The organism is Streptomyces sp. NPDC046335 (assembly GCF_055587985.1).
Map to the genome: position 1 here is coordinate 388,723 of NZ_JBVJFF010000009.1, position 25,904 is coordinate 414,626.

The 25,904-nt window shown below is 72.7% G+C and carries 26 protein-coding genes; 12 read left to right on the forward strand and 14 right to left on the reverse strand.

Going from position 1 to position 25,904, the window contains the following annotated elements:
• Positions 1-47: 47 nt before the first annotated feature.
• A complete protein-coding gene (gene macS / locus ACZ6JY_RS24185; protein WP_469198649.1) occupies positions 48-1,256 on the reverse strand; it encodes a MacS family sensor histidine kinase in 1,209 nt (402 codons plus the stop codon).
• Positions 1,257-1,324: 68 nt separating this feature from the next.
• Complete coding sequence (locus tag ACZ6JY_RS24190) at positions 1,325-2,086, reverse strand: lysophospholipid acyltransferase family protein (RefSeq protein ID WP_469198800.1); 762 nt, start codon at positions 2,084-2,086, stop codon at positions 1,325-1,327.
• A gap of 139 nt (positions 2,087-2,225) precedes the next feature.
• Here ACZ6JY_RS24190 and ACZ6JY_RS24195 point away from each other — a divergent pair, with 139 nt between their 5' ends.
• The 4 genes from ACZ6JY_RS24195 to ACZ6JY_RS24210 all read left to right on the forward strand — a co-directional run bounded on the left by ACZ6JY_RS24195 (position 2,226) and on the right by ACZ6JY_RS24210 (position 5,502).
• Positions 2,226-3,005: an alpha/beta hydrolase gene (locus tag ACZ6JY_RS24195; RefSeq protein ID WP_469198651.1), complete on the forward strand. Its 780-nt coding sequence runs from the start codon at positions 2,226-2,228 to the stop codon at positions 3,003-3,005.
• Entirely contained in the window at positions 2,998-3,726 is a 729-nt protein-coding gene (locus ACZ6JY_RS24200) for a hypothetical protein (protein ID WP_469198653.1), read from the forward strand. The genes ACZ6JY_RS24195 and ACZ6JY_RS24200 overlap by 8 nt, the downstream gene beginning before the upstream one ends.
• Positions 3,727-3,887: 161 nt before the next feature.
• Entirely contained in the window at positions 3,888-4,508 is a 621-nt protein-coding gene (locus ACZ6JY_RS24205; RefSeq protein WP_469198655.1) for an RNA polymerase sigma factor, read from the forward strand.
• Positions 4,501-5,502: a CU044_5270 family protein gene (locus ACZ6JY_RS24210; RefSeq protein WP_469198657.1), complete on the forward strand. Its 1,002-nt coding sequence runs from the start codon at positions 4,501-4,503 to the stop codon at positions 5,500-5,502. Before ACZ6JY_RS24205 ends, ACZ6JY_RS24210 begins: the two co-directional genes overlap by 8 nt.
• Here ACZ6JY_RS24210 and ACZ6JY_RS24215 read toward each other — a convergent pair.
• The 6 genes from ACZ6JY_RS24215 to ACZ6JY_RS24240 form a co-directional block, all read right to left on the reverse strand.
• Positions 5,499-6,293 (reverse strand): endonuclease/exonuclease/phosphatase family protein, encoded by a 795-nt coding sequence (locus ACZ6JY_RS24215; RefSeq protein ID WP_469198658.1) that lies wholly within the window; start codon positions 6,291-6,293, stop codon positions 5,499-5,501. The two genes, ACZ6JY_RS24210 and ACZ6JY_RS24215, sit on opposite strands and share 4 nt — an antisense overlap.
• A 72-nt stretch (positions 6,294-6,365) precedes the next feature.
• Positions 6,366-7,319 carry an ROK family glucokinase gene (locus ACZ6JY_RS24220; RefSeq protein ID WP_469198660.1) on the reverse strand — a complete coding sequence of 318 codons (954 nt, stop codon included), beginning with the start codon at positions 7,317-7,319 and terminating at the stop codon, positions 6,366-6,368.
• A 52-nt stretch (positions 7,320-7,371) separates the two neighbouring features.
• Entirely contained in the window at positions 7,372-7,845 is a 474-nt protein-coding gene (locus ACZ6JY_RS24225; RefSeq protein WP_469198662.1) for a DUF5304 domain-containing protein, read from the reverse strand.
• Positions 7,846-7,879: 34 nt separating this feature from the next.
• On the reverse strand, positions 7,880-9,040 hold the full coding sequence (locus ACZ6JY_RS24230; protein WP_469198664.1) for an ArsA family ATPase: 1,161 nt from the start codon (positions 9,038-9,040) through the stop codon (positions 7,880-7,882).
• 70 nt (positions 9,041-9,110) lie between these two features.
• A complete protein-coding gene (locus tag ACZ6JY_RS24235; protein WP_469198666.1) occupies positions 9,111-9,551 on the reverse strand; it encodes an SRPBCC family protein in 441 nt (146 codons plus the stop codon).
• 86 nt (positions 9,552-9,637) lie between these two features.
• Entirely contained in the window at positions 9,638-10,387 is a 750-nt protein-coding gene (locus ACZ6JY_RS24240; protein ID WP_469198802.1) for a metallophosphoesterase family protein, read from the reverse strand.
• A gap of 321 nt (positions 10,388-10,708) precedes the next feature.
• On the opposite strand from ACZ6JY_RS24240, the gene ACZ6JY_RS24245 reads away from it, so the two are divergent.
• Entirely contained in the window at positions 10,709-12,505 is a 1,797-nt protein-coding gene (locus ACZ6JY_RS24245) for an AMP-dependent synthetase/ligase (protein ID WP_469198668.1), read from the forward strand.
• 288 nt (positions 12,506-12,793) lie between these two features.
• On the opposite strand, the gene ACZ6JY_RS24250 is transcribed toward ACZ6JY_RS24245, so the two are convergent.
• On the reverse strand, positions 12,794-13,936 hold the full coding sequence (locus tag ACZ6JY_RS24250) for a glycosyltransferase family 4 protein (protein WP_469198670.1): 1,143 nt from the start codon (positions 13,934-13,936) through the stop codon (positions 12,794-12,796).
• Between the two features lie 119 nt (positions 13,937-14,055).
• On the opposite strand from ACZ6JY_RS24250, the gene ACZ6JY_RS24255 reads away from it, so the two are divergent.
• Positions 14,056-15,294, forward strand: coding sequence for a glycosyltransferase 87 family protein (locus tag ACZ6JY_RS24255; protein ID WP_469198672.1), 1,239 nt, complete (start codon positions 14,056-14,058; stop codon positions 15,292-15,294).
• On the opposite strand, the gene ACZ6JY_RS24260 is transcribed toward ACZ6JY_RS24255, so the two are convergent.
• From ACZ6JY_RS24260 to ACZ6JY_RS24280, 5 genes are all read right to left on the reverse strand, one after another.
• Positions 15,251-16,462: a hypothetical protein gene (locus ACZ6JY_RS24260; protein WP_469198674.1), complete on the reverse strand. Its 1,212-nt coding sequence runs from the start codon at positions 16,460-16,462 to the stop codon at positions 15,251-15,253. The two genes, ACZ6JY_RS24255 and ACZ6JY_RS24260, sit on opposite strands and share 44 nt — an antisense overlap.
• A gap of 38 nt (positions 16,463-16,500) precedes the next feature.
• The gene (locus tag ACZ6JY_RS24265) at positions 16,501-17,526 is read right to left on the reverse strand and encodes a C40 family peptidase (protein ID WP_469198676.1); all 1,026 of its coding nucleotides are present in this window, start codon (positions 17,524-17,526) and stop codon (positions 16,501-16,503) included.
• Positions 17,527-17,759: 233 nt separating this feature from the next.
• On the reverse strand, positions 17,760-18,791 hold the full coding sequence (locus ACZ6JY_RS24270) for a C40 family peptidase (RefSeq protein WP_469198678.1): 1,032 nt from the start codon (positions 18,789-18,791) through the stop codon (positions 17,760-17,762).
• 270 nt (positions 18,792-19,061) lie between these two features.
• On the reverse strand, positions 19,062-20,411 hold the full coding sequence (locus tag ACZ6JY_RS24275) for an NYN domain-containing protein (RefSeq protein WP_469198680.1): 1,350 nt from the start codon (positions 20,409-20,411) through the stop codon (positions 19,062-19,064).
• A 34-nt stretch (positions 20,412-20,445) separates the two neighbouring features.
• Positions 20,446-20,685, reverse strand: a complete 240-nt coding sequence (locus ACZ6JY_RS24280; protein ID WP_469198682.1) for a hypothetical protein — start codon at positions 20,683-20,685, stop codon at positions 20,446-20,448.
• Positions 20,686-20,841: 156 nt separating this feature from the next.
• On the opposite strand from ACZ6JY_RS24280, the gene ACZ6JY_RS24285 reads away from it, so the two are divergent.
• The 6 genes from ACZ6JY_RS24285 (at position 20,842) to ACZ6JY_RS24310 (ending at position 25,895) form a co-directional block, all read left to right on the forward strand.
• Complete coding sequence (locus ACZ6JY_RS24285) at positions 20,842-21,573, forward strand: rhomboid family intramembrane serine protease (protein ID WP_469198684.1); 732 nt, start codon at positions 20,842-20,844, stop codon at positions 21,571-21,573.
• Entirely contained in the window at positions 21,570-21,851 is a 282-nt protein-coding gene (locus tag ACZ6JY_RS24290; protein WP_055566223.1) for an Lrp/AsnC family transcriptional regulator, read from the forward strand. The genes ACZ6JY_RS24285 and ACZ6JY_RS24290 overlap by 4 nt, the downstream gene beginning before the upstream one ends.
• A gap of 85 nt (positions 21,852-21,936) precedes the next feature.
• Positions 21,937-22,287, forward strand: coding sequence for a small secreted hydrophilic protein (locus ACZ6JY_RS24295; protein ID WP_469198686.1), 351 nt, complete (start codon positions 21,937-21,939; stop codon positions 22,285-22,287).
• Positions 22,214-23,731 (forward strand): sensor histidine kinase, encoded by a 1,518-nt coding sequence (locus ACZ6JY_RS24300; protein WP_469198688.1) that lies wholly within the window; start codon positions 22,214-22,216, stop codon positions 23,729-23,731. Before ACZ6JY_RS24295 ends, ACZ6JY_RS24300 begins: the two co-directional genes overlap by 74 nt.
• The gene (locus ACZ6JY_RS24305; protein ID WP_469198690.1) at positions 23,728-24,396 is read left to right on the forward strand and encodes a response regulator transcription factor; all 669 of its coding nucleotides are present in this window, start codon (positions 23,728-23,730) and stop codon (positions 24,394-24,396) included. Before ACZ6JY_RS24300 ends, ACZ6JY_RS24305 begins: the two co-directional genes overlap by 4 nt.
• Positions 24,397-24,482: 86 nt before the next feature.
• Positions 24,483-25,895: an SLC13 family permease gene (locus ACZ6JY_RS24310; protein WP_469198692.1), complete on the forward strand. Its 1,413-nt coding sequence runs from the start codon at positions 24,483-24,485 to the stop codon at positions 25,893-25,895.
• Positions 25,896-25,904 lie beyond the last annotated feature (9 nt).

The window sequence follows — 25,904 nt, forward strand, 5'->3', positions numbered from 1 at the left end:
CATCGTGCTGTCCGCCCTCCCCCGTGTTCCGTGCCGTCCCGTGCCGCTCAGCGCGGGACCTTCAGTTCCACTTCCGTGCCCTGGCCCGGCACCGAGATCAGCTCGGCCGTGCCGCCGATGTCCCGCAGCCGCCCGCGGATCGACTGGGCGACGCCGAGGCGGCCCTCGCCCTCGGCCTCCGCGAGGCGGCCCTCGGGGATGCCGGGGCCGTCGTCCCGTACGGTGACGATCACCCCGTCCGGCTCGTCCTCGACCAGGATCCAGGCGTTCGCGTCAGGCCCCGCGTGGCCCCGCACATTGTCCAGCGCGGCGCCGACGGCGGCGGCGAGCTCCCGTGCCGCGTGCGGTGCCAGGCGCACCGGCGCCCCGGGCTCGGAGAGCGTCACCCGCGACCCCACGTGCACGGCGAGGAGCGGGCGCAGGTCGCGGGGCGCCGCGTCGGCGGCCCTCGCACCGTCCGTGCCCGGTTCCTCGACCGCGCGGACCACGGCGCCCTGCGAGGCGTCCTCCGACGCGTGCGAGGCGGGCACCAGGCCGCCCGCGACCAGGGTGCGCAGCGCCACCTCCTGCTCGCCCGCGAGCCGGCCGAGCTCCGCGGCCTCGCCGCCGATGGCGGTACCGCGCCGCTGCACCATGGCGAGGACCTGCAAGACGCTGTCGTGGATGTCGCGGGCGAGCCGTTCGCGCTCGCGGGTCGCCGCCTCGATCTCCAGGGCGCGGGCGAGGGTGCGCTCGGAGGCGCGGGCCACCTCCACCACGTAGCCGATGGCGATGGAGGCGATGCAGACCAGCAGGACGTTGTGGATCGTGTCGCGGCTGAACGCCCCGCGCTGCACCACGTTGGCCACGCCCACGAGCAGCGACGCGAAGGCCGCCCACCGCCAGCCGCCCTTGATCGCGTACGCGAGGACGGCGCCGGCGGTCCATATGGAGGGCAGCGTCGGGCCGCCGTTGACGATCCGCTCGTGCGAGTCGGCGAGCGGCGTCAGCAGGATGCCGACGAGAGCGACGGTCAGGTCGCAGACGAGGAAGCCCCTGGTGCAGCTCGCGGCGTTCGCGACGCGGGGCAGCGTGCCGAGGGTCCAGACGGCGAGCACCGTGAAGTAGGTGGCGGCCACCCAGGGGTGGTCGGGCTTCTGGTGCGCCGTCCAGAAGAGGCCGATCGCGTACAGCATGGTCAGGATGCGGTAGCCGGTGAGCGCGCGCCAGAGCGGCTGCTCGACCGACATCCTCATGACCTTCTCGCGACGTGCCATGTCCCCCACCCGCCGTGCCTCACCCGCCGTGCCCGCACCGCCGTGCGCCCCACCCTGAACGGACGCGGCTAGGAGCCGGCCCGTTCCTTCTCGGCCGTCTTCTCGGCTGACTTCTCGGCCGCCTTCTCGCTCGCCCTTGCCGCCTTCGCGGCATCGGAGATCTGACGCTTGGCGGCCGTCGCGTACATGTCGACGTACTCCTGGCCGGAGAGCTTCATGATCTCGTACATGACCTCGTCGGTCAGCGCCCGCAGCACGAAGCGGTCGTGCTCCATGCCCTGGTAGCGGCGGAAGTCCAGCGGCTTGCCGATGCGGATGCCGGGCCGCATCAGCTTCGGCATCACCTTGCCGGGCGGCTGGATCTTCTCGGTGTCGATCATCGCGACGGGGAGCACGGGCGCCCCGGTGGCGAGCGCCACGCGCGCGAGGCCGCCGGGCTTGCCGCGGTAGAGGCGCCCGTCCGGCGAGCGCGTGCCCTCGGGGTAGATGCCGAAGAGCTCGCCGCGCTCCAGTACCTCGATGCCGCTCTTGATGGCCGCCTCGCCCGCGCCGCGGCCCCCGGAGCGGTCCACGGGGAGCTGGCCGACGCCCTTGAAGAAGGCGGCGGTGAGTCTGCCCTTCACTCCGGGCGAGGTGAAGTACTCCGCCTTGGCGATGAAAGTGACCTTGCGGTCGAGGACCGCGGGAAGGAAGAAGGAGTCCGAGAACGAGAGGTGGTTGCTCGCCAGAATGGCGGGACCCTCGGCGGGGACGTTCTCAAGGCCCTCCACCCAGGGCCTGAAGCCGAGCTTCAGCGGCCCTCCGATGGCAACCTTCATTGCGCCGTAGATCAAACCGAGTGCCTCCTGTGTCTGTGGATCAGACCTTAACCCGCTGTGCGGCCAATGGCCCCGACGACCCTGGCCGGTGTCAGTCCGGTCGCGTACGGTGAAGTACTCCCCCATCTCACGCTCATGAAGGAGACCGAAGGTGCCGGTCCTCCCCGGAGCCGAGCCGTACCGCCACGAAGGCGGAGAGGTCGGCGTCCTGCTCTGCCACGGTTTCACCGGATCCCCGCAGTCGCTGCGCCCCTGGGCCGGGTATCTGGCGGAGCGCGGCCTGACCGTCTCGCTGCCGCTCCTGCCCGGGCACGGCACCCGCTGGGAGGACATGCAGGTCACCGGCTGGCAGGACTGGTATGCCGAAGTCGACCGCGAGCTGCGCGGCCTGCTCGAGCGATGCAAGCGGGTCTTCGTGTTCGGCCTCTCCATGGGCGGCGCGCTGGCGCTGCGCCTGGCCGCGAAGCACGGCGACGCGGTCGCGGGCCTGGTCCTGGTCAACCCGGCGAACAAACTGCACGGCCTGGCGCCGTACGCGCTGCCGGTCGTCCGCCACGTCGTACGGACCACGAAGGGCATCGCCAGCGACATCGCCAAGGAGGGCTCCGTCGAGATCGGCTATGACCGGGTCCCCCTGCACGCCGCGCACTCCATGCGCACTTTCTTCCGCCTGGTCGACGGGGAACTGCCGCAGGTGACCCAGCCGTTGCTGCTGCTCCACAGCCCCAGGGACCACGTGGTGCCCGCCGCCGACTCCGCCCGCGTCCTCGGCCGCGTCTCGTCCACGGACGTCACGGAGATCCTGCTGGAACAGAGCTACCACGTGGCGACGTTGGACCATGACGCGGACCGGATCTTCGAGGAGAGCTACGCGTTCATCGGCCGGCTCGCCCCCTGCGTCGGTAAGGAAGGGACGGCCACCGGTGGCTGAGCACGAGGCTGACCGCGACGAGAGCCGCGAGGAGCCGGAAGAGACCAAGGTGCCCCGCGACGGGGTGCCACTGGACGGCGGGGTGCCGCTGGACGGTGCGACGCCCCTGGACGGAGGCGTTCCGATCGACGAGGACGCCGCCTGGCAGGCGATCGTCGCCGGGTACGGCGAGGAGCCCGCGGACCCGCCGGGCGCCAAGCCCTTCAAGTCCGTGGAGGACCTGGCCCTCCTGGAACCGGAGACCAACGGGCCAGCTTCCGTGCGCCCCGGCCTCGGCAAGGACCCCGCCGAGCCGGGCACGGAGCCGGACCCCGGCGCCGAGCCGGACTCCGGGACCAAGCCTGACCCCAAGGCGAAGCCGGGCGCCGACAAGCCGCTCGGCAGCTCCGTCTCCTTCGCCCCCGGCGTCGGCGGCCCCCGGGACTACACGGCCCCCGAGTCCTCCGAGGACGACTTCGACGCGAGCGACGAGGGCCACTTCGTGCCGCCGGAGCCGCCGCCGCTGCCCGACGCCGACGTGACGGCGAAGTTCGCCTGGCTCGCGGTGCTCGGCGGCCCGCTGCTGATCCTGCTCGCCATCCTCCTCGGCTGGCAGATGACGTGGTGGCTGACCACGCTGGGCATCGGCGGCTTCCTCGGCGGCTTCGCCACGCTCGTCGTGCGGATGAGCGCCGGGGACGACGAGGAGGACGACGACCCGGGACGCGGCGCGGTCGTCTGATCCCCCGAGCTCCCCGAGGCCCGTCCGGAACTTCTCCGGGCGGGCCTCGCCCATGTCCCCGTACGCCGATGGAACCCGATCCCGCCGAGCGGCGAAGAAGAGGTGAACCAACCGAACGAGCCCAAGCCTTCGAGGCGTTCACACGAACGAAAGGAGCCCCGATGACCGTCGAACCCGGCGTCCCGCCGTCCCTGGGGCAGCGCGAACAGAGCGACGCCTGGTCCATCGAGCGGTCCCGGGACGAGCCCGAGCAGTTCGCCGCCCTCTTCGACCGGCATGCCGACTCCGTGTACCGGTACGCGGCCCGCCGGCTCGGCCCCGAGGCGGCGGAGGATCTGATGGCGGACACCTTCACCACCGCCTTCAAGGAGCGCCACCGGTACGACCTGGCGCGGGCCGACGCCCGCCCCTGGCTGTTCGGCATCGCGACCAACCTCATCGGCAGGCACCGCAGGGCGGAGGCGCGCCGGTTCAAGGCCCTCGCCCGGGTGCCCGCCCCGGTGCCGCACGAGGAGCCGGTCGCCGATCTCGCGGTCGCCCGCGCGGGCGCCCGGGGGGTGCGCGGCGAGCTGGCGGACGCCCTGGCGGGGCTCTCCGCCCGCCATCGCGACGTGGTGCTCCTGGTGGCGTGGGCCGGCCTCGACTACGAGGAGACGGCTCAGGCGTTGGGGGTGCCCGTCGGCACCGTCAGATCACGGCTGCACCGGGCTCGCAGATCGTTGCGCGAAGCACTGGGCGGATCCGATCCGACAGCTTTCCGGGAGGCACACGCCCATGAATGAGCTCGATGAACTGCGCGGCTGGGAGGTGGGGGCTCCCCCGCTCGACGACGACACCCGCCATCGGGCGCGGGTGCGCCTGTTCGCCGCGATGAACGAGACGGCTCCGGCCGCACGGCCCGTGCGGCGCCGCGCCCTGCTGCGGGTGGCCGTCACCGGCACCGCCGCGGCGGCGGTCGCCGCGACCGTCCTGGTCGCGGTGGACGGCGGCGACGGTGCGGACCGGCGCGCGAACCCGGCCGTGAGCGAGGCCCCGCCCCTGCGCAACGTCAGCGCGCGGACCGTGCTGAACGGCGCGGCTGCGTACGAGCGCGCGCACGAGAAGACCGTCGCCCCGCGTGACGACCAGTTCATCTACACGAAGGAGATCATCAAGGAGACCGAGCGGAAGACTGGGGCGGTCAAGCGCCACGTGGACGAGAACTGGCGTTCCGTGGACGACTCGAAGCGCTCCTGGATCATGGAGATCGGCAAGGGCTGGTGGTCGGAGCCGCTGAAGGACAACGAGTCGATGTGGCCCCCGCAGAAGTGGGCGACGCTGGAGAAGCTGCCGACCGACCCGGAGAAACTGATCCTCTCGCTGCTCCACAAGTCGGGCCCGGACGACAGGAACGACTCGCTCGACGAGATCACCGACCAGGAGTGGTCGCACATCCACTTCAGCCTCGCCGGGCTGCTCAAGCTGGTCCCGGTGATGCCGGAGGGGCTGCGCCCCGCCGCGTACGAGGCGCTCGGCATGGTGCCCGGTGTGAAGGCGGTGCCGGGCCAGAAGGACGCCAAGGGCCGCACGGGCATCGCGATCACCTACGACGACCCGACGCTGCCGAAGGGGCAGACCGGCTACGGCGGCTACTTCATCTTCGCCCCGGGGACGTACGAGTTCCTGGGCTGCCGCGACACCCGGACCTCGGGTGACGGCAAGAGGACGAAGACGTACGTGCAGCTCTCGTACCTGGAGAGCTGGGCGATCACCGACAGGGCCAAGCAGCGGCCCTAGGCCTCACGGACCGGGGGACGCGGGGAAACGGGGGACGGGGGGACCCTGAGGGCGGCCAGGACGGGCAGGTGGTCCGTGGCCGCCCTCAGGTCTGCCCCCGTCACGCCCGGCAGCCCCGCCGGCACCCCGCAGCCGAGCACCTCGATGCCCGGCGTGGCGAGGATGGCGTCGATGCGCTGGTGGGGGTCGGCGGGCGTGGAGGTGTGCTCGCCGCCCCAGGGCTTGGTGGCCCAGCAGTCCTGGAGCGCCGAGGCGAGTCGGCGGAAGGTCCGGCCCCGGGGCCGCTCGTTGAGGTCGCCGCCCGCGACCGCGTGCTCGGTGCCGAGTTCCGCGAGCCGGTCGAGCAGCAGCCCGCCCTGCGCGTACCGCTCATCACTTTGCAGACTCAAGTGGCAGCTCAGCACGCCGATCCTGGCGCCGCCGAAGCGGACCACGGCGGTCGCGAAGCCGCGCCGGTGCAGGCCCGGGGTGAGCGGGAGCAGGACGTCCTCGGTCCGCTCGACGGTGGCCCGCAGCGAGCAGAGCAGCGCGGGCCCGGCCGCCGTACCGCCGCCCGAGAGGATCACCAGGTCGGCGGCGCGCGCGAGGCGGGCCAGTTTCTTGCGCCAGCGGAAGAACCGGGGCGCCTCCTGGACCAGGACGAGGTCGGGCGCGCAGGCGGCGATGACGCGGGCGAGCGCGTCGGTGTCGTCGCGCATCGAGCGGATGTTGTAGCTGAGCACCCGGACGACGGCCGAACCGTCCTCTTCGGTGCGGGAGTTGGGGAGCGCGGCCAGCGGACTCGTCGACATGGCGATCAAGATACGACAGTGCCCGCCGCTTCCCCTGCGGGGCACGGCGGGCACGGTCGGTCGAACCGCGGCTCACATGACGGGGTCGGGCTCCCGCGCCAGGTCGGCGGCGCCCACCAGGCCCGCCTTGTTGCCGAGCTGGGCGGCGATGACCTCGGCCTGCGGACGCCAGGCCGCACCGACGAGCCAGCGCTTGAAGGACTTGCGGATCGGGTCGAGGACCAGATCGCCCTCGTCCGAGAGGCCGCCGCCCACGATGAACGCGGACGGGTCGAAGAGCGACGCCAGGTCGGCGAGGCCCGCGCCGGCCCAGCGGGCCAGCTCGCGGTAGGAGTCGATGGCGACCGCGTCGCCCTGCCGCGCGGCCATCGAGATGTGCTTGCCCTCGATGCCCTCGGGGCTGCCGTCGCCCAGCGACAGGAGGTACTCGGCGCGCTCGGGCGTCGCGTTGGCACGCTGGCGGGCGTACCGCACGAGGGCGCGGCCCGACGCGTACTGCTCCCAGCAGCCCTGGCTGCCGCAGCCGCAGAGCAGGCCGTCCGGGACCATCCGGATGTGGCCGAACTCGGCGGCCACGCCGAAGTGGCCGCGGCGCAGCTTGTTGCCGATGATGATGCCGCCGCCGAGGCCGGTGCCGAGCGTGATGCAGATGACGTTGCGGTGGCCCTTGCCGCCGCCGAACCTGTACTCGCCCCAGGCCGCGGCGTTGGCGTCGTTCTCCACGACGACCGGGAGGCCCACGCGCTTCTCGACCTCGTCCTTGAGCGGCTCCTGCCGCCAGTCGATGTTCGGCGCGAAGTAGACCGTGGAGCGCTGGCGGTTGACGTAGCCCGCGGCGCCGATGCCGACGCCGACGATCTCGTGCCCGGCCCGCGCGCCCTCCACCGCGGAGGCGATCGCGTCGACGATGGCCTCGGAAGTACCAGGGGTCGGCACCTTGAACGTCGAGAGGATGTTGCCTTCCTCGTCGACCACTCCGGCCGCGATCTTGGTGCCGCCGATGTCGACGCCGATGGTGAGTCCCATGAATCCCTCAGTTCGATCGAGCCCCGCTACGGCCCACCGTACCCGAGGGGGGTCAGTCCAGATCGATGTGTTCACCCGCCGAGAAGCCCTCGTCGCCGCGGCCCTGGCCTGCCGCCGGGCCGTCGGCTGCCCCGCCCGTGTCACCGCGGGTCCAGCGGCCCTCCTGGCCCCGGGCCGCCGAGCGGTAGGCGGCGAGCAGCTCGGAGCCGGCCGCCGCGAGGTGGTCGAAGACGTCGGGGTTGCGCTCGATGACCGGATCGACCACGGCCTTCGCCTCCCTGACGACCTGCTTCAGGGTCTGCTCGACGGCGCCCTGGGCGACCGCGCCGAGCAGCGGCGTCTGAAGCCCGGAGAGCTTCTCCGAGACGGCGTCGACGAGCTTGCGCAGCTCCTCGGCCGCCGAGCCGGGCGGCTGCCCGTACTGCTCGCGGCGGCGGGCCTTCTCCGCGGCCAGATCCTCGGCGCACGCCTTCTCCCAGGCGTCGGCGTCGGCTTCGGGGGCTTCGCGCTCCGTGGCATCGCTCATACCACTCGACGTTACCCGAATGGCGGCATCCCGTTCACTGTGCGCGCGGCCACAGGGCCGGGTCCGGCGTGAAGCGCACCCGCAGCTCGCCCTCGCGGAGACCGGCGCCCGCGACGGTGCAGCGGCGCAGCGCGGACGGGAGGGTCAGGACGCGGCGGAAGGGGCCCGCGGTGACGACGAGGCTGTCGCCGTGCCGGACCAGGCCCAGTTCCTCGCGCACGGCGCCGGGGAGCGGGATGTGCCATACGTAGCTGTCGCCGCCGCCGTCGTCGGTGGTACGGGTGACGGGCCACTCGGCGGGGGCGGGTGCCTCGGCCGGGGCGGGCACGCCGAGAGCGGCCAGGTCGTCGGCGCCGCGCGGGTCGTGCCCGAGATGGCGGACCCGGTGGACGTGGTCGTACGTGGTCTCCCACTCGGCCAGCGCCTTGTCCTGCTGGGCGCGGAGGGCTGCGAGCCAGGTGTCGGCGGAGGCGTCGGGCAGGACCCGGTTGGCGATCACGAGGTCGGTGCGCAGCCCGTACAGGGCGAGTCCGGTGGCGCTCCTGCCGACGGCGTCGGCGCCCGCGGGGCCCGGCTCCGCGACCAGGCGGACGGTGGTGGCGGGGTCCTCGATCACGGCCTGGGCGGCGGCGAGTTCGCCCTCCCAGCGGGCGGCGGTCTCGTACAGCCAGGCGGCCGGCATGGGGACGCCCGCGAGACGGCCCAGCATGGGGCGCAGCGCGCGGGCCGCCTGCCGCTCGGGCGGCAGCAGCCTGCGCAGATAGCGGCGGAGCTGTTCCGGCAGGGCGAGGACGGCGAGGGCCTTGGGGGTGGGCGGCAGATCGACGACGACGGTGTCGTACGCGGTCGCCCGCCCGGCGTCGCGCAGCGCGCGCAGCAGGGCCAGCTCGTCGCTGCCCGGCAGCGGGGTCAGCTCGTCGCCGTCGATCCGCTCGGCGCCGAGCAGGTCGAAGGCGGAGGCTGCACGTTCCTGCAACGCGAGCAGGTCGTCCCGGAAGCGGTCGTCGGGGGCGAGGCACCGCGCGGTGACCCCGGGGTGCGCGTCCGCCCCGCCGAGGACCGTCCCGAGGGTGTCACCGCGGTCGGCGGACACCACGAGAACCCGCCGCCCGGCCCGCGCCGAGGCGAGCGCGGCGGCAGCGGCGACGGTAGTCCGCCCGGAGCCGCCGGGACCGGTGACGAGGAGGGTGCGCATAGGAGTGAACGGTACGTCAGGGCGCCCGGGGGCCGGGAGATTCAGCCCCTCCGGCGCTCAGGCCCGGCGCTCAGGCCTCGGAGGACTCCACGCGCTTCTTCAGGCCCGCGAGGGCCCGGTCGATGATGACCTTCTCGGCCTTGCGCTTGATCATGCCGAGCATGGGGATCTTGACGTCGACGGTCAGCCGGTAGGTGACCTGCGTGCCGGTACCGGCGGGCTTCAGGAGGTAGGAGCCGTCCAGCGAGCGCAGCATCTGCGACTTGAGGAGGGTCCAGCTCACCTCGTTGTCGCCGGCCCAGGTGTAGCCGAGCGTCTGGTCGTCCTTGATCGCGCCCGCGTCCATGACGAGGCGGACCTCCTTGGCGCGGCCCTGCTCGTCGGTGGCCAGGATCTTGGCCTCCTTCACCTCGCCCGTCCAGTCCGGGTACCGCTCGAAGTCGGCGATCACCCCCATGACCTCGGCCGGTGCCGCCTCGATCGTGATGCTCGAGCTGGTGTGTTCGGCCATGGCCGTGGCTCCTCCAGATGCGGTCCGGTACAAGGGGATGTCCGAGGTGGTGTCCACCGCGTGAAGGCTACCCCGCGGCCCCGGGCTCACCACTCCAGGGCCCACGGCCTGCCGGACCCGGCGAAGTGCCCGACGTTCACGCACTCCGTGGCGCCGACGCGCATCCGCCGGACCAGCGGCTGGTGGACGTGGCCGAAGAGCGCGTACCTGGGCCGGGTCCTGCGGATCGCGTCGAGCAGCGCCCGGCTGCCGCGCTCGAAGCGGCGCGCCACGGTGTCGTACAGAAGTTCGGGCATATCCGGCGGGATGTGCGTGCACAGGACGTCCACCTCGCCGACCGCCTCGATCTTGGCTGCGTACTCCTCGTCGCTGATCTCGTAGGGGGTGCGCATCGGGGTGCGCAGGCCGCCGCCGACGAAGCCGAAGACACGCCCGCCGATCTCGATCCGCTCACCGTCCAGGACGGTGGTGCCGGGACCGGCGTACGCGGGCCACAGGGCCGGTATGTCGACGTTCCCGTACGTGGCGTACGTCGGCGTGGGGAACGCGGCGAACAGTTCCGCGTACTGCTTGCGGACGGCCGCCTCGATCGCGGGCCCGCGGTCGACGCCCGCCCAGAGCCGCCTGCCCAGCTCCCTGGCCTCGTCGAAGCGCCGGGCGGTGCGCAGCTCCACCAGCAGGGAGGCGTTCTCCGTGCCGAAGAGGTCGGGGAAGATGCCGCGCGAGTGGTCGGCGTAGTCGAGGAAGAGCACGAGGTCACCGAGGCAGATCAGCGCGTCGGCGCCCTCCCCCGCGCGGGCGAGGGCCTCCGCGTTGCCGTGCACGTCACTGACCACATTGACCCGGAAAGCTGGCATGCCGATCACCCTAGGTCGGCCGCCGCGCGGAGGGTAGGGGCCCCGGTCGCACGGCCGGACCTGCGGTTACTTCCAAGTCGGGAAGCCGGTGGCGTACTCTGCGACGCAGACCACGACGGCGTGTGACGCACCGAACATCTGGGCCCGCACCCCTACCGAACAAGCCATACCCATGGGTAACGTCCGGGCAGTCCAGTAGTGCTCGGCCCCCCACTTCGACTGAGCACCTGCCCGATCTTGGACCGCACCGTCGCAGCACACGACGTCGTGGCGCCGGTGCCCTATGTAGGAGCAGCAGTCTTGCGCGAGTTCAGCCTTCCGGCCCTGTACGAGGTCCCTGCGGACGGCAATCTGACCGACATCGTCCGCAGAAATGCCGCGCAGCATCCGGATGTCGCCGTCATCGGCCGCAAGGTCGAAGGGCGCTGGCAGGACGTCGACGCCAAGACCTTCCTCGCCGAGGTCCGCGCCACCGCCAAGGGCCTCATCGCCTCCGGAGTGCGTCCGGGCGACCGCGTCGGCCTGATGTCCCGCACCCGTTACGAGTGGACCCTCCTCGACTTCGCCATCTGGAGCGCGGGCGCGGTGACCGTGCCGGTGTACGAGACGAGCTCGGCCGAGCAGATCCAGTGGATCCTCGGCGACTCGGGCGCCGTGGCCTGCGTCGTCGAACTGGACACGCACGCCGCCGCCGTCGAGTCCGTACGCGCGGGGCTGCCCGCCCTCGACCACGTCTGGCAGATCGACTCGGGCGGCGTCGACGAGCTGTGGCGCGCCGGCGCCGACGTGACGGACGTGACCGTCGACGAGCGCTGTGCCGCCGCCGGCGCCGACGACCCGGCCACCATCGTCTACACCTCCGGCACCACGGGCCGCCCCAAGGGCTGCGTCCTCACCCACCGCAGCTTCTTCGCGGAGTGCGGCAACGTGGTGGAGCGCCTCAAGCCCCTGTTCCGCACGGGCGAGTGCTCGGTCCTGCTCTTCCTGCCCGTCGCGCACGTCTTCGGGCGGCTCGTCGAGGTCGCCGCGCTGATGGCGCCGATCAAGCTGGGCCACGCGCCGGACGTCAAGAACCTCACGGACGAACTCGCCTCCTTCCGGCCGACCATGATCCTCGGCGTGCCGCGCGTCTTCGAGAAGGTCTACAACTCGGCGCGCGCCAAGGCGCAGGCCGACGGCAAGGGCAAGATCTTCGACAAGGCCGCGGACACGGCGATCGCGTACAGCCGCGCGCTGGACACCGCCGCGGGCCCGTCCATCGGCCTGAAGATCAAGCACATGGTCTTCGACAGGCTGGTCTTCAGCAAGCTGCGGGCCGTCCTCGGCGGACGCGGCGAGTACGCGATCTCCGGCGGCGCCCCGCTCGGCGAGCGCCTCGGCCACTTCTTCCGCGGCATCGGCTTCACGGTCCTGGAGGGCTACGGCCTGACCGAGTCCTGCGCGGCCACGGCGTTCAACCCGTGGGACCGGCAGAAGATCGGCACGGTGGGGCAGCCGCTGCCGGGGTCGGTCGTGCGGATAGCGGACGACGGCGAGGTCCTCCTCCACGGGGAGCACCTCTTCTCGCACTACTGGAACAACGAGGGCGCCACGGAAGAGGCTCTCGCGGACGGCTGGTTCCACACGGGTGACATCGGCACGCTCGACGAGGACGGGTATCTGCGGATCACCGGCCGCAAGAAGGAGATCATCGTGACGGCGGGCGGCAAGAACGTCGCGCCCGCGGTGATCGAGGACCGTATCCGCGCGCACGCGCTCGTCGCCGAGTGCATGGTCGTCGGGGACGGCCGGCCCTTCGTGGGTGCGCTCGTCACGGTCGACGACGAGTTCCTCGGGCGGTGGGCCGCGGAGCACGGGAAGCCCGCGGGGTCCTCCGCGGCCTCCCTCCGTGACGACGCGGATCTCCTGGCGGCGATCCAGAGCGCCGTGGACGACGGCAACGCGGCGGTCTCCAAGGCGGAGTCCGTCCGGAAGTTCCGGGTCCTCGCGTCGCAGTTCACGGAGGAGTCGGGACATCTGACTCCGTCGCTGAAGCTGAAGCGGAACGTGGTGGCGAAGGATTACGCGGACGAGATCGAGGCGATTTACCGCGGGTAGCGTTGGCGGCCCTTGCGCCCACTCGCCGTGGGGGCCCGGTCTTCTTGGCGGCTCTCGGTCTCGTCGTGGTTGCTCGCGCAGTTCCCCGCGCCCCTGACAGGCCGCCCACTCGCCGTGGGGGCGCCTTGCCCCTTCGCGACACCCGGTCTCGTCGTGGTTGCTCGCGCAGTTCCCCGCGCCCCTGACGGGGCGCTGCTCAGGGCCTGGCTCAGGGGCGCGGGGAACTGCGCGACGAGCCCACGACGGCAGGCAGTCGCCAACAAGCCCCAGGCGGCACGTCAGTAGGCGCTAGAGAAGGTCCCGCAGTCTCTCTGCCAAGAGGTCCCAGCGCCAGCGTTCCTCCACCCAGGCGCGCCCCCGCGAGCCCATGCGGGAGCGGAGCTCCGGGTCCGCCAGGAGCGTGGCGATGCGGTCCGCCGCCTCCGAGGGGGCGCCGCCCCGGACGACCCAGCCCGTTTCGCCGTCGAGGACGGCGTCAGGGGCTCCGCCGGAGTCGCCGGCGACCACCGGCAGGCCCGTCGCCGAAGCCTCCAGATAGACGATGCCCAGGCCCTCCACGTCCAGACCGCCCCGCCGCGTCCTGCACGGCATGGCGAAGACGTCGCCTGCTCCGTAGTGCGCGGGGAGTTCCGACCACGGCACCGCCCCGGTGAAGCGGACGGAGGCGGCCACCCCCGTCTCGGCGGCCAGCTTGCGGAGGTCCGCCTCGTAGGGGCCGCCCCCGACGATCAGCAGGACCGCCTCCGGCGACCGCGCCAGGATCGAGGGCATGGCCAGGATCAGTGTGTCCTGCCCCTTGCGGGGGACGAGCCGCGAGACGCAGACGACCACCGGCCGGTCCGTCAGGCCGAGCCGCGCCCGCACCGCGTCGCCCCCCGAACCGGGGTGGAAGGTCTTCTCGTCGACGCCCGGCGGCAGTTGCACCATCCGCCCCGCCGCGGCGGGCGTCAGCGCGGCGGCGACGCGCGAGCGGGTGTACTCACCGAGGTAGGTGATCGTGTCCGTCGACTCTCCGATGCGCCGGAGCAGTTGCCGCGAGGCGGGAAGCTGCGCCCAGCCTGCCTCGTGGCCATGGGTGGTGGCGACCAGCCGCGTGGCGCCCGCCTTACGCAGCGCGGAGCCCATGAGCCCCAGCGGCGCCGCCGCCCCGAACCACACCGACGTACACCCGTGTTCCCGCAGGAGCGAGACCGCGCGCCGGGTGACCCGCGGGGTCGGGAGCAGCATCGTCGTGGGGTCGCGTACGACCCGGAAGGGCTGTTCGGCGTCGAAGGCGGCGGTGGCCTCGGCTCCCTCGCGGCCGCGCTTCCAGGTGGAGGCATAGACGACGAGCTGCTCGGGGTCCAGGCGCAGCGCCATGTTGTGCAGGAACGCCTGGATGCCACCGGGCCTGGGCGGGAAGTCGTTCGTGACGATCAGGGTCTTGTGCATCGCGCCCGACAGTACCGAAGCGGCGCACGGCCCCGCCTCTTCGCCCTCCCCCGGACCGCCCGGCATCATGACCCCGGCGGACAGACACGCGAAACAGGCCAAAGGGGCGAGGCGCACGCATGGCGCGCATCCTGATCTTCTGGGTCCTCACCAGGGCCGTGCTGCTGCTCTGCGTCTTCCATGTGCTCACCGCCCCCGGGCCCGACGTGACCAGTGACGTCTCCGTCATCTACCAGGGCTGGTACGAGATCCTGCGCACCGGCACCTTCCCCCTGGACGACGTCACCTGGCAGTACCCGCCCGGTGCCGCCCTCGCGGTCCTCTCCCCCGCCCTGCTGTCCTTCCTCGACTACTCCTCGGCCTTCTACTTCCTGGCCTTCCTCGCCGACGCCGTGGTGTCCGGGCTGCTCCTGTACGCGGGGCGGCGGGCCGGCAAGTCGCCGCGCGGCCTCGTCGTGTGGGCCGTGGGGGTGCCGCTGCTCGGGCCGACCGTGTACGCCCGCTACGACATCCTCGTCACCGCCGTCGCGGTCGCCGCGCTGCTCGCCGGGGCCCGGCATCCGCGCACGCTGGGGGCGCTGGCGGGGTTCGGCGCGCTGCTGAAGGTCTGGCCGGTGCTGCTGCTCGTCGGCGTCCCGCGCGGCCGGGCCACCGGCCGCTCCTGGACGGCGGCCGCGGTCACGTCCCTCGGCGTCACGCTGGCGTTCCTGGTGGCGATGCCGGGGGCGCTCGCGTTCCTCACGTTCCAGCGCGACCGCGGCACGGAGGTGGAGTCGCTCGGCGCCCTCGTCTTCCACGTCGGGCGGCACCTCGGCTGGCGGGGCGAGGTCCGGCTCAACTACGGCTCGGTGGAGTTCCTCGGCCCCTACGTCCCGCTGGTCAGCACGGCGGCGCAGGCGCTGACCCTGGCCGCCCTCGGCTGGCTCCTGGTCTGGCGGCTGCGCGCCCGGGCCTGGTCGGCGGGCACGCTCGCGGACGCCGCCTTCGTGGCCGTGCTGCTCTTCACCGCCACGAGCCGGGTGATCAGCCCGCAGTACATGCTGTGGCTGGTCGGCGTCGCCGCCGTCTGCCTGGCGTTCCGCACGAGCCGCATGGAGCTCCCTGTCCGGCTCGTCCTCCTCGCGACGTTCGTGACGTTCCTGGAATTCCCTGTCTGGTTCTCGCACGTGGTGGCCAGTGATCCGCTGGGCGTGGCCCTGCTCCTCGTACGCAACGGCCTGCTGGTCGCGGCGGCCCTGCTCGCCTGCCGGAACCTGTGGCGCCAGGGCGTCTCCGAGCCGCGTGGCCGGGTGCGGCGGCCGGTGCGGGGGACGGTCAGCGGAGCTCGGAGCGCAGATACGTGCGCCAGCGCGCCGTGAACTCCTCCTGGGTGGCGTCCAGCACGTCCCGCAGCGCGTCCTCGACCGCGCCCGCCCGCTTCCCGTGGGCGCCCACGGCCCGGTAGAACTCCACCAGCCTCTTCTCGCCCCACCGCTCCGCGATCATCCGGCAGGCCAGCCACGAGCCCTCGTAGGCCTCGGCGAGCCGCTCGGCGCCGCCGCCGAAGCCGAAGTCCGCGTCGTCCGGGAGCGTGGCGGGCAGCCGCTCGCGCTGTGCCGCGCGCCGCAGTTCGGGCGCGGCCTGCGCCGCGGTGCGTCCCGTGCCGCGGTAGCCCACCCAGTCCGCGAAGCCCTCGGAGAGCCAGAGCGGGGTGGCCTCGGAGGTGTGGGAGCGGGTCGCCACGTGGACCGTCTCGTGGGTCAGGACGACCTGCTTGCCGAAGCTGCCGAGGACGCCGTACGCCTCGGGGTTGACGATGACGCGGTCGGCGGGGGCCCGCCCTGAGCCGCCGGCCTCGCCGGTGGTGACCGCCGCGATCCCCCGGTATCCGGCGGCGGGCGCCCCAAGGAGGCCCGCCATGCCGTCCAGCGTGCGCGGGACGAGGACGACGACCTTGCCGGGCCACTTGTCCCGCCATGCCTTGTTCACGGCGGGCACGGCCCGGTCGGCGAGGTCGCGGTAGGCGCGCCGTTCCGCCGCGCTCTGCCCCACCCCCAGGACGAGGCTGTGCCTGCCCCGCTCGGCCCGCACCCGCCCCTGGTCCCAGAGCTGCTGGCCCGCCTTCCGCGCGGGCCGCTCCGAGGTGACGTACCACCGTCCGCCGTGCCGCTCCAGGGCGAGCGTGCGCGCGGCGGTGTGCGGGGCGCGGTCGTAGCCCTTGACGCGGTAGCTGAGTTCGGCGCGCGCGGTGGCCTTGGCGCCCGAGCGGTCCAGGCCGGTCAGGCGGTACTCCCACGCGTCGAGCGGCACGTCGCGGACGTTGGCGAAGAGGTCCGCGGGAGCGCGCTTGCCCGCCGCGCTCCGCTCGGTGCGGTCGTACGCCTTCTCGTCCCGTTCCAGTACGGCGTGTGCCCGGCGCTCCAGGAGCCTGCGCACGTCGCCCGCGGCGGAGTCGGGGACCGGGTCGCCGCCGCATCCGGCGAGCACGGCGAGGCAGAGCGCGACGCACAGCGCCACCGTCCCCGACCTACGCCCGTGACCAGCCACCTTCCCGATCGTACGGGGCGGCCCGCGCGGGCGGCCGGTCAGATCCGGGTCACGGAGGAGACCGGCATCATGCCGACCGGGTCGTAGCGGACCGGCGCCCCGGGGTAGGGGGCGTGCACGACCTGGCCGTTGCCTGCGTACATCCCGATGTGGCTCGCGTCGTCGCGGTAGGCGACGAGGTCGCCGGGTTTCGCCTCGGCGAGGGAGACCTGCCGTCCTGCGTACCGCTGCGCCTGCGAGGTGCGCGGCAGCCCGACCCCGGCCTGGGCGTACGACCACTGCGTGAGGCCCGAACAGTCGAAGCCGCTCGGCCCGTTGGCCCCCCACACGTACGGGCGGCCGACCGCGGACCTGGCGGCGGCCAGGGCGGCCGCGGCGCGCGGCGACGCGGCGCCCCCGGGCTCCACGAGCCCGGCGCGGCCGCCGGAGCGCGAGGACCTGTCGTACGCGTCGCGCTCCTTGCCGGTGAGCGAGTTGAGCAGCCGCCTCGCCTTGGCGAGCTTGTGTTCGACGGTGCGCTTGTGGCGGGCGACGACGGTGCGGCTCCGCTCCAGCGCGGCGAGCTTGCGTCCGGCCTCGGCGCGCTCCCTGGCGAGGCCGCGCTGGGCCTTCTGGAGATCGGTGAGTTCACCGGTGTGCCGGAGGGTGACGCGGTCGAGGACCGAGGCCCGGTCGAGGTAGCCGTCGGGGTCGGAGGAGAGCATGAGCTGAAGGGCGGGGCCGATGCCGCCCTCGCGGTACTGCTCCTGGGCGAGCGCGCCGAGCGCGCCGCGCATCAGGTTGATGCGCGCCTGGCCACGGGCGACGCTGTCCTTGGCCCGCTTCACCTGCGTCCGCAGCTTGTCCGTGCGCTCGTCGGCGTCGTTGTACGCCTCGGTGGCCCGCTCGGCCTCCTCGTAGAGCCGGTCGACCTTGGCCCGGGTGTCGGAGGGCCTGTCCTGCGGGGCGGCGCCCGCAGGTGCGGCGGCCAGGGCGGCGGCGGCCGTGGCCGCTGCCGCGGAGATGACGGTGACGCGCGTGCTCCGGTCGGTGCCGGGCTCTGCGGGACGGCGGTGTGACCCCACTTGGCGCCGCTCTCCCTTCCGCTGGACGACCCCCGGCTCTCCGGGGGAATGCGCGCCGACAGTAGCCGTGCGACCAGACAGGGGCCAACGCCCCGGATGGGTGCGGACAGCCCGGCGCCCCGCCTCAGACGCAGGTCATCAACGGGGCGCGGGGTCAGCGGGAGTTGCCGTAATTCGCCCGTTTGGGCGGTTCCGGGGGGCCGGTGACGTCAGGTGGAGCGGGGCTCCGTGGTTCAGACGCGGACGCCGAACTGGAAGGTGCCGAGGTAGGACATCGACTCGTAGCGGACGTTGGCGCCCGGCTTCGGGGCGTGCAGGACCTGACCGTTGCCGGCGTAGAAGCCGACGTGCGCGAGGTTGTTGAAGAAGACCAGGTCACCGGGCTTCAGCTCGCCGCGGCCGATCCTCGTGCCGTCGTTCTGCTGGGTGTACGTGGTCCGGGTGATGGAGACACCGGCCTGCGCGAACGCCCACTGGGTGAGCCCGGAGCAGTCGTAGGAGTTGGGGCCGGTGCCGCCGGAGACGTACGGCTTGCCGATCTGCGTGGCCGCGGCGTTCAGGGCGGCGGCACCACGGCCGGAGGCGGGGGCCTCGTCGCCGAGGTCGGCGCGCTGGTCGGCGGCGCGGCTGGCGCGCTTCTGCTCCTTGGCCGCCAGGTCCGCCTTCTCCTCGGCGGTCAGCGTGTTGAGGATCTTCTGCGCCTCGCCGAGCTTGCCCTGGACTTCCTTCTTCTTCTTGCCGAGCTCCTCGCGGGTGTCCGCGAGGTCGTCGAGCTTGCCCGCGGCCTCCTTGCGCTTCTGCGCGAGGTCCCGCTGCTTCTTCTGGATCTTCTGGAGCGCGTCGACCTGCTGGCTGCTGAGCTGGTCGAGCGTGGACGCCTTGTCGAGGTAGTTGTCCGGGTCGGAGGAGAGGAAGAGCTGAAGGGAGGGGTCGATGCCGCCGGAGCGGTACTGCGCGCTGGCCATCGAACCGAGGCCGTCCCGCAGCTCGTTGAGCTCTCCCTGGCCGTCGGCGACCTTGTCCTGGAGAGCGTCGATCTGCTTCTCCAGCTTCTCCTGCTTCTCCTTGGCCCCGTTGTACTTGTCGGTGGCCCGCTCCGCGTCCTCGTAGAGCTTGTCGACCTTGGACTTGACCTCGTCCTTGCTCGGCTTCGGCGCGGCCTGGGCGGCGCCCTGCGAGGTGAGGGCCACGGCAGCGGCGGCGGTCGCGGTGAGCACGGTCACGCGGGTGCGGCTCGGCTGCTTGGGACGACGGTGGGACGCCACGCGGGCGGCTCCTTCTTCCTCCAGCCGCCTACCGAAGACCCGGTGGGCGGGTACCACCGCCGTCACCCCGAGTGGGTGATCAACTGAGCGAGGGTTCGAGGCGAGACCCTAGTGACCTTCTTGTGATCAGTTCAAATTACTGGGGCAGAAAATCGGTTGCGAGGCGCATATTTTACCGAGGACGCACAGCCCGTAATGATCTTCTGACCTTCCGTCACGCTCCGGAGCCGTCAATTCGGGCATAGGACCCAGGAGTTGCGGGAAGCCCCTTTAACCCCGCGAAAGCCGCTTCAGGAGCACCACCGAAGCCACCGGCCGCGCACCGGCCTTGGCGATTCCGTCGGCCACCTCGCGGTCGGTCGACACGACGACCACGGGCCTGCCCGGCGGCTCCGCGCGCACGAGCTGACGGATCAGCTCATCGGCGGTCACGCCCGGCTTGGAGAAGAGCACCCGGACCCCGCGCGGCGGCGCGAGCAGCACCGGAGCGGCCAGCTCGGCCCCGTCGAAGACGCAGGTCACCTCGGCGCCCGACTGGAGGGCGAGCTGCGAGAGCGAGCCGAGGAGACGCAGCCGCTGCTTCTCCAGGGGCATGGTCGGATAACCGGTCTTGGTGACGTTGTAGCCGTCGACGACCAGGTGCGCCTGCGGCAGGGCGAGGAGCTGGTCCAGGATCGCCGGGTCGTTCTCGGACAGGGCGCGGGCCGCGATGTCCTTGGGCGACATCCGCCCCGGCTCGACGGCGTCCACGGTCTCCGCCGGGCGTACGGAGACGGGCGGCAGCGCCAGTTCGCGCCGCAGCCCCTGGGCCGCGTCGAGGACCGTGTCGAGCAGCAGCCGCACCCGCATGTCCTCGACGCTGCGCCCCTCGCGCGCCGCCCTGCGGCTGGCCTCGAGGGCGGCCTCGGTCTCGCCGAGCCGCGCCTTGAGCCGCCGGGTCTCGCTCTCGGCGGCGGACACCTGGGCCTGGCCCTCGGCGCGGACGGCCTCGGTCTGCGCGAGGGCCTTGCGCAGCGCGGCCTCGCCGCGCTTGACGTCACTGAGCGCCCCGCGCAGCTTGCGGTGCACGGATTCGGCCTCCCTGCGCACCGCTTCCAGCTCGGCGCGCAGCCGCTCGGTCTCCGCCTTGGTCTGGGCCCGGGCCGCGGCGAGCTCCGCGCGCAGCCGGTCGAGCTCGGCCCTGGTCTCGTCGTCCACGCGCTCGGCGTCGGCCCGCTGGGCCTCCTCGCCCGCGGCGGTCACCAGCTTGACCCAGCCGGCGGGGCGCAGCACATAGGCCGCCGCCGCCACGTCCAGGGGGTCGGCGGCCGGGGGCGGGGTGCCCGCGTCCAGGGCGCCGGCCAGCTCGGCCTGGGCCTCCCTGAGCCGTTCGCCGATGCGCTGCCGGAAGAGGGTGTCGCTCTCCAGGGCGGCCGCCATGGCGTTGCCCGCGAACTTCGCGCGCCGGGTGGGGGTGAAGCGGGCGTACTGTCTGAGCTGTGCGGGGAGCTCGGCCATGGTCAGGCCGCCGAAGCCGTCCGAGACGAGCCGGACGACACGTCGCCGCACGCCGTCCGGCAGCGGACGGTCGAGCACCTCAGCGGTGCCGTCGTCCGGCTCCCCGCCTGCGCTCTCCACCATCCGTCACCCCACTTGCCGTGCGGGCCCCGCTCCCTCAGGAGCCGGTGCCCGGCCTGTCCACCAGTTCGACCTGATCCACAGCGTTGCACCAGCGGCAGCGGACCGACTCGATGGTCTCACTGACCACCTCGCGTTCTTCGACGTTCGACTCACCGGCGAGGTCGAGGTGCACATACTCGACGACCTTCGAGCTGCGGGTCACGTCGAAGCGTGTGAGGTTGCCGCACAGCTTGCAGCGCCACCGGGTGGTGGCGGTCGGCAGGGGAACCGTCATCGTGGCTGATCGCTTTCCTCGGTGGCGTGGCACTCGTCCGGGTTTCCGTGGTGCGTATTGCCCGCAACCTTAAGGCCTGTAAGGGGCACCATGCGGCGGCGTCCGCCCCGGCATGGCGGTCTGTGCGGGTAGCGCCCGTTACGTCATGCTCTGTTCATGATCCACGCATGGAGTACGAGGGCGAGCCGGCTGTCCGGCGACCGGTCCGCCCCGGTGACGTACGGACTGATCGCCGTCTGCTGCCTGGTCTTCGCCGTCTCCCCGGTCTCCGGGCTCAACCACGGCTACGGCCGCGGCAACGAACTGCTCGGCGCGCAGCAGGCCTATTTCGAGCGGTGGGGGGTGGTGCCCGCCGAACTCTTCAGCGGCGTGCCGAGCGCCGCGCTCGGCCCGTTCACGGCTCTGTTCGTGCACGGGAGCTGGGTCCATCTGCTCGGCAACATGCTCTTCCTGTTCGTCTTCGGGGCGATGGTGGAGGAACGCATGGGGCGCCTGCGGTACGCGCTCTTCTACGTCGGCTGCGGCTATCTCGCGCTGCTCTCGTACGCGGTGGCGCACGCGGACTCCCAGCAGACGCTCGTCGGGGCCTCGGGGGCGATCTCCGCCGTCCTCGGCGCCTTCCTCTACCTCTTCCCGAAAGCGCGCGTCACCAGCATCTATCCGTTCCTCTTCTTCCTGCCGCTGCGCTTCCCCGCCTGGCTGGTGCTGCCGTTCTGGGTGGCCCTCCAGTGGCTGGCGGCGGGGCGGGACGGCCAGGGCACCGGGGTGGCGTACCTGGCACACCTGGTGGGCTTCTCGCTGGGGTTCCTCCACGCGTGGGTGTGGTGCCTGCGGAGGGCTAAGGTGAAAGGCACCGCACCGGCCATCGAGGGAGACAGTCAGCCGTGATCACCGCGATCGTGCTCATCAAGACCAGCGTGGACCGGATCCCGGAGATCGCCGAGTCGATCGCCGCGCTCGACTCGGTCAGCGAGGTCTTCTCCGTCACCGGCACCTACGACCTGATCGCGATGGTGCGGGTGCCGCGCCACGACGACCTCGCGGACGTCATCCCCGGCCGGATCAGCAAGATCCCCGGCGTCGAGGGGACGGACACGCACGTCGCGTTCCGCACGTACTCCCAGCACGACCTGGAAGCGGCGTTCGCGATCGGCCTCGACTCCTAGGCACGCGCCGGGCCCGGGCCTTCATGAAGGTTTCCTCATCCGTGGCTCATCCGGATCCGGCGGTACGCCGTCCATCATCACGGGCATGGTCTTCTCCCAGCGCATGGCGGCCCTGGCAGCCGTCGTGGCGATACCGCTCGGTATCGCCGTGACCAGCTACCTCCTCACGGACAGCCCCGCACCCCCCAAGGCTCCGCCCAAGGTCGAGCTCCAGAGCGGCTCCCCCTCCGCCACACCCACCACCGCACGGCCCACCCCGAGCGACGAGACGGTGCCCCCGCCGCCGGTCGGCGAGAACGCCCCGGACGACGACGGGCCCACGGGCGACGACGGACCCACCGGCGATGACGGACCCACCGGCGATGACAACGACGACGCGGACGACGACGCGGGCCGGGGCGACAACGACGACGACGGCCCCGGTGACGACGGCTGAGCCCCCGCGCCGCCGGATATCCGCCCGGGTCCGCATCCTGCTGTGGCTGCTCGTGGTGATGGCCGTCGCGCTGACCGCGGTGGCCGCCACCACGCGCTCGGTCCTGCTCCGCGAGGTCGACCACCGCGTCGACCGCCTCCTGGCCCAGGAGACCCGGGAGTTCACCAACTTCGTACACGAAGGGGTCGATCCGCACACGGGCGAGCCGTTCACCGACCCCGATCCGCTGCTGCGGCTCTTCCTGTCACGGCAGTACGCCGACCCCGACGAGGAACTGCTCGGCCTCATCGGCCGGCAGGGCCGGGGCCCCGCCAAGAAGGAGCAGTCCCGGGAGCCGCGGATCGACCACCCGCTCGCCGACGACCCGGCCTCGCTGAAGGCCGTCTTCGACTCCCCCGACGCCACCGGCACCCTGGACAGGCCGGGCGGCGAGGTCCGCTGGGCGAAGGCGGTGATCGAGTCGGGCCCCGCGCACCCGGAGGCGGCCTTCGTGGTCGCCTTCCACCCGGCGGGGGAACGGGCCAAGGCCAACGGCGTGTTCACCATGCTGCTCGCCACCTCCGGGGTCGCGCTCCTGATGACGACGGGCATCGGCTGGGTCGTCGCCGGGCGCATCCTCAAACCGGTCAGGCTCGTGCGGGCCACCGCCGCGCAACTCACCGAGCAGGACCTCACCCAGCGCATCCCCGTGCAGGGCCACGACGACGTGGCGGCCCTCGCGGAGACCTTCAACGGCATGCTGGACCGCCTTGAGCGGGCCTTCGCCGCCCAGCGGGAGTTCGTCGACGACGCGGGCCACGAGCTGCGCACCCCCATCACCATCGTCCGCGGCCACCTGGAGCTGATGGACACCGCCACCGAGAACGCCGCCGAGCGCGAGGAGACGGTCCGCATCGTCACGGAGGAACTGGACCGGATGAGCCGCATGGTGGAGGACCTGCTCCTGCTCACCAAGGCCGAGCGGCCCGACTTCGTCACCCCGGGGCCCGTCCAGCTCGCCGAGCTGACGGCGGACGTCTTCGTCAAGGCCAGGGCGCTCGGCGAGCGGGACTGGCACCTCGCCGAGGTCGCCGACGCCGAGGCCCGGCTCGACGCCCAGCGCATCACCCAGGCCATGGTCCAGCTCGCCCAGAACGCCGTCCAGCACACCGTGCCCGGACAGCGCGTCGGCATCGGCTCGCGGCTGCGCGACGGGCACATCGAGCTGTACGTCGCGGACAGCGGGCCCGGGGTGCAGCCGCAGGACGCGGCCGTGATCTTCGAGCGGTTCCGCCGCGGCACCGCACGGCGCGGCTCGCGCTCCACCGGGGCGGGGCTCGGCCTCGCCATCGTGAAGGCCATCGCCGAAGGCCACGGCGGGCGCGTCGAACTGCGCCCCACGGACGGCGGCGGCGCCACCTTCGTCCTCATGCAGCCACCACAGGAAGGGACGGCCCGCCCGTGAACCGCGTACTGATCGTCGAGGACGAGGAGCGCATCGCCTCCTTCGTCGAGAAGGGCCTGCGCGCCAACGGCTTCACCACCACCGTGGTCGGCGACGGCGACAGCGCCCACGACTACGCCCTGACCGGGGGCTTCGACCTGGTCGTCCTGGACATCGGGCTGCCGGGCAAGGACGGCTTCACCGTCCTGCGGCAGCTCCGCGAGGCCCGGGTGAGCACGCCCGTCATCGTGCTGACCGCCCGTGACTCGGTACGGGACACCGTCGCGGGCCTGGAGGGCGGCGCCGACGACTGGATGACCAAGCCGTTCCGCTTCGAGGAGCTGCTCGCCCGGGTGCGGCTGCGCCTGCGTACAGCGGCGTGGGCGCCGGAGGTGACGGTGCTGCGCAGCGGTGAGCTGACCCTGGACCTGCGGACCCGCAGGGCGCGTTCAAGCGACCGCACGGTGGACCTGACGGCCCGTGAGTTCGTCCTCCTCGAGCTGTTCCTGCGCCACCCCGGGCAGGTGCTCTCGCGCGAGCAGATCCTCTCCCACGTGTGGGGGTACGACTTCGACCCCGGCTCCAACATCGTGGACGTGTACGTGCGCGCGCTGCGCAAGAAGCTGGGCGCCGAGCGGGTGGAGACGGTGCGCGGGATGGGATACCGGCTGCCGGACGCGGGGTGAGGACGGGGCGTTCCGCCGCGGCCCGGTGAAGTTCCTTTCATGTGCGGCTCATTGAGGGCTCACGGCACAGCGGCACGCTGAACACCGTGACCCTGACCCCCCGTCGAGCCATCACCCTGTGCGTCGCCCTCAGCGTCTGCGCGCTGCTCGTGGTCCCCGGCAACTTCCCGGGACTCGGCGGCGACGCCCGCTTCACGCTCGCCGTCTTCGCCGTCGCGACCTGCGCCTGGGTCGGCACGCCGATCGACGACACCTACATCGCGCTCGGCGCGGGGCTCGCCCTCACCGCGACCGGCGTGATCAGCAGCGACACCCTCTTCGGCACCCTCGGGGACGAGACGGTGTGGCTGCTGATCTGCGCCTTCGTGCTCGCCGCCGCCGTGGCGCGCAGCGGGCTCGCGGGGCGGGCGGCGGCCTTCCTGGTCAGCGGGGCCCGCAGCGTACGGCAGTTGACGCACCTGACGACCGCCGCGCTGGTCGTGACGGCGTTCGCGGTGCCCGCCACCTCGGGGCGCGCCGCGCTCGCGCTGCCCGTCTTCCTCGCCCTCGCCAAGGTCCTCGCCGACCGAAGGCGCCTGGTCGTGATGCTCGCGCTGCTCTTCCCCACCGTCATCCTGCTCTCGGCGGTCGCGACGCTGATCGGCGCGGGCGCCCACCTGATCACCGTGTCGGTGCTCTGGGAGGCCACCGGTGACCGCATCGGCTTCACCCAGTGGCTGCTGCTCGGCCTGCCGCTCGCCGTCGCCTCGTCCCACCTGGCCGCCGAGGCCGTGCTGTTGACGACCACGCGGCGCGCGGACCGCGCGGGCCCGGTGCGCATCACCGTCGAACAGCTCCAGGCCCACAGCGAGCAGCCGGTCTCAGGACCCTGGGAGCCCGCCGAGACGCGCTGCGCCCTGCTGCTCGCCACCGTCGTCGCGCTCTGGTGCAGCGAGCCGCTGCACCAGGTGCCGCCCGCCGTCGTCGCGCTGATCGGCGCCATCGTGGCCGCCTCCCCCGCCCTGGGCACCGTACGCCTCAAGGACGCCCTGAAGACGGTGCCCTGGGCGCTGCTCCTCTTCATGGCCGCGACGATGGCGATGGGCGTCGCGCTGGCCGACTCCGGGGCGGCGAAGTGGCTGGTCGGCGGCCTGCCCCTGGACGTGCCCCCGTGGCTGTTCCTCGCCGTGGTCGTCTGTCTGAGCACGGCCGCGCACCTGGTCCTGCAGTCCCGCTCGGCCCGGTCGTCCGTCCTGGTCCCGCTGGTCGTCGCCGCGGCGGCCGGCGCGGGCGTCAATCCGGTCGCCGCGGCCCTGGCCTCCACGGCGGCGGCGGGGTTCTGTCACACGCTGCCCGCTTCGGCCAAGCCGGTCACCCTCTTCGCCGACATCCCGGGCACCCCGACCTACACCCCGCGCGACCTGCTGCGCCTCTCCGCGGTACTGGCCCCGCTGACCGCCGCGCTCGTCCTGCTCTTCGCCGTCACGCTCTGGCCGCTGCTCGGTGTCCCCGTCCGCTGAATCCGCCCG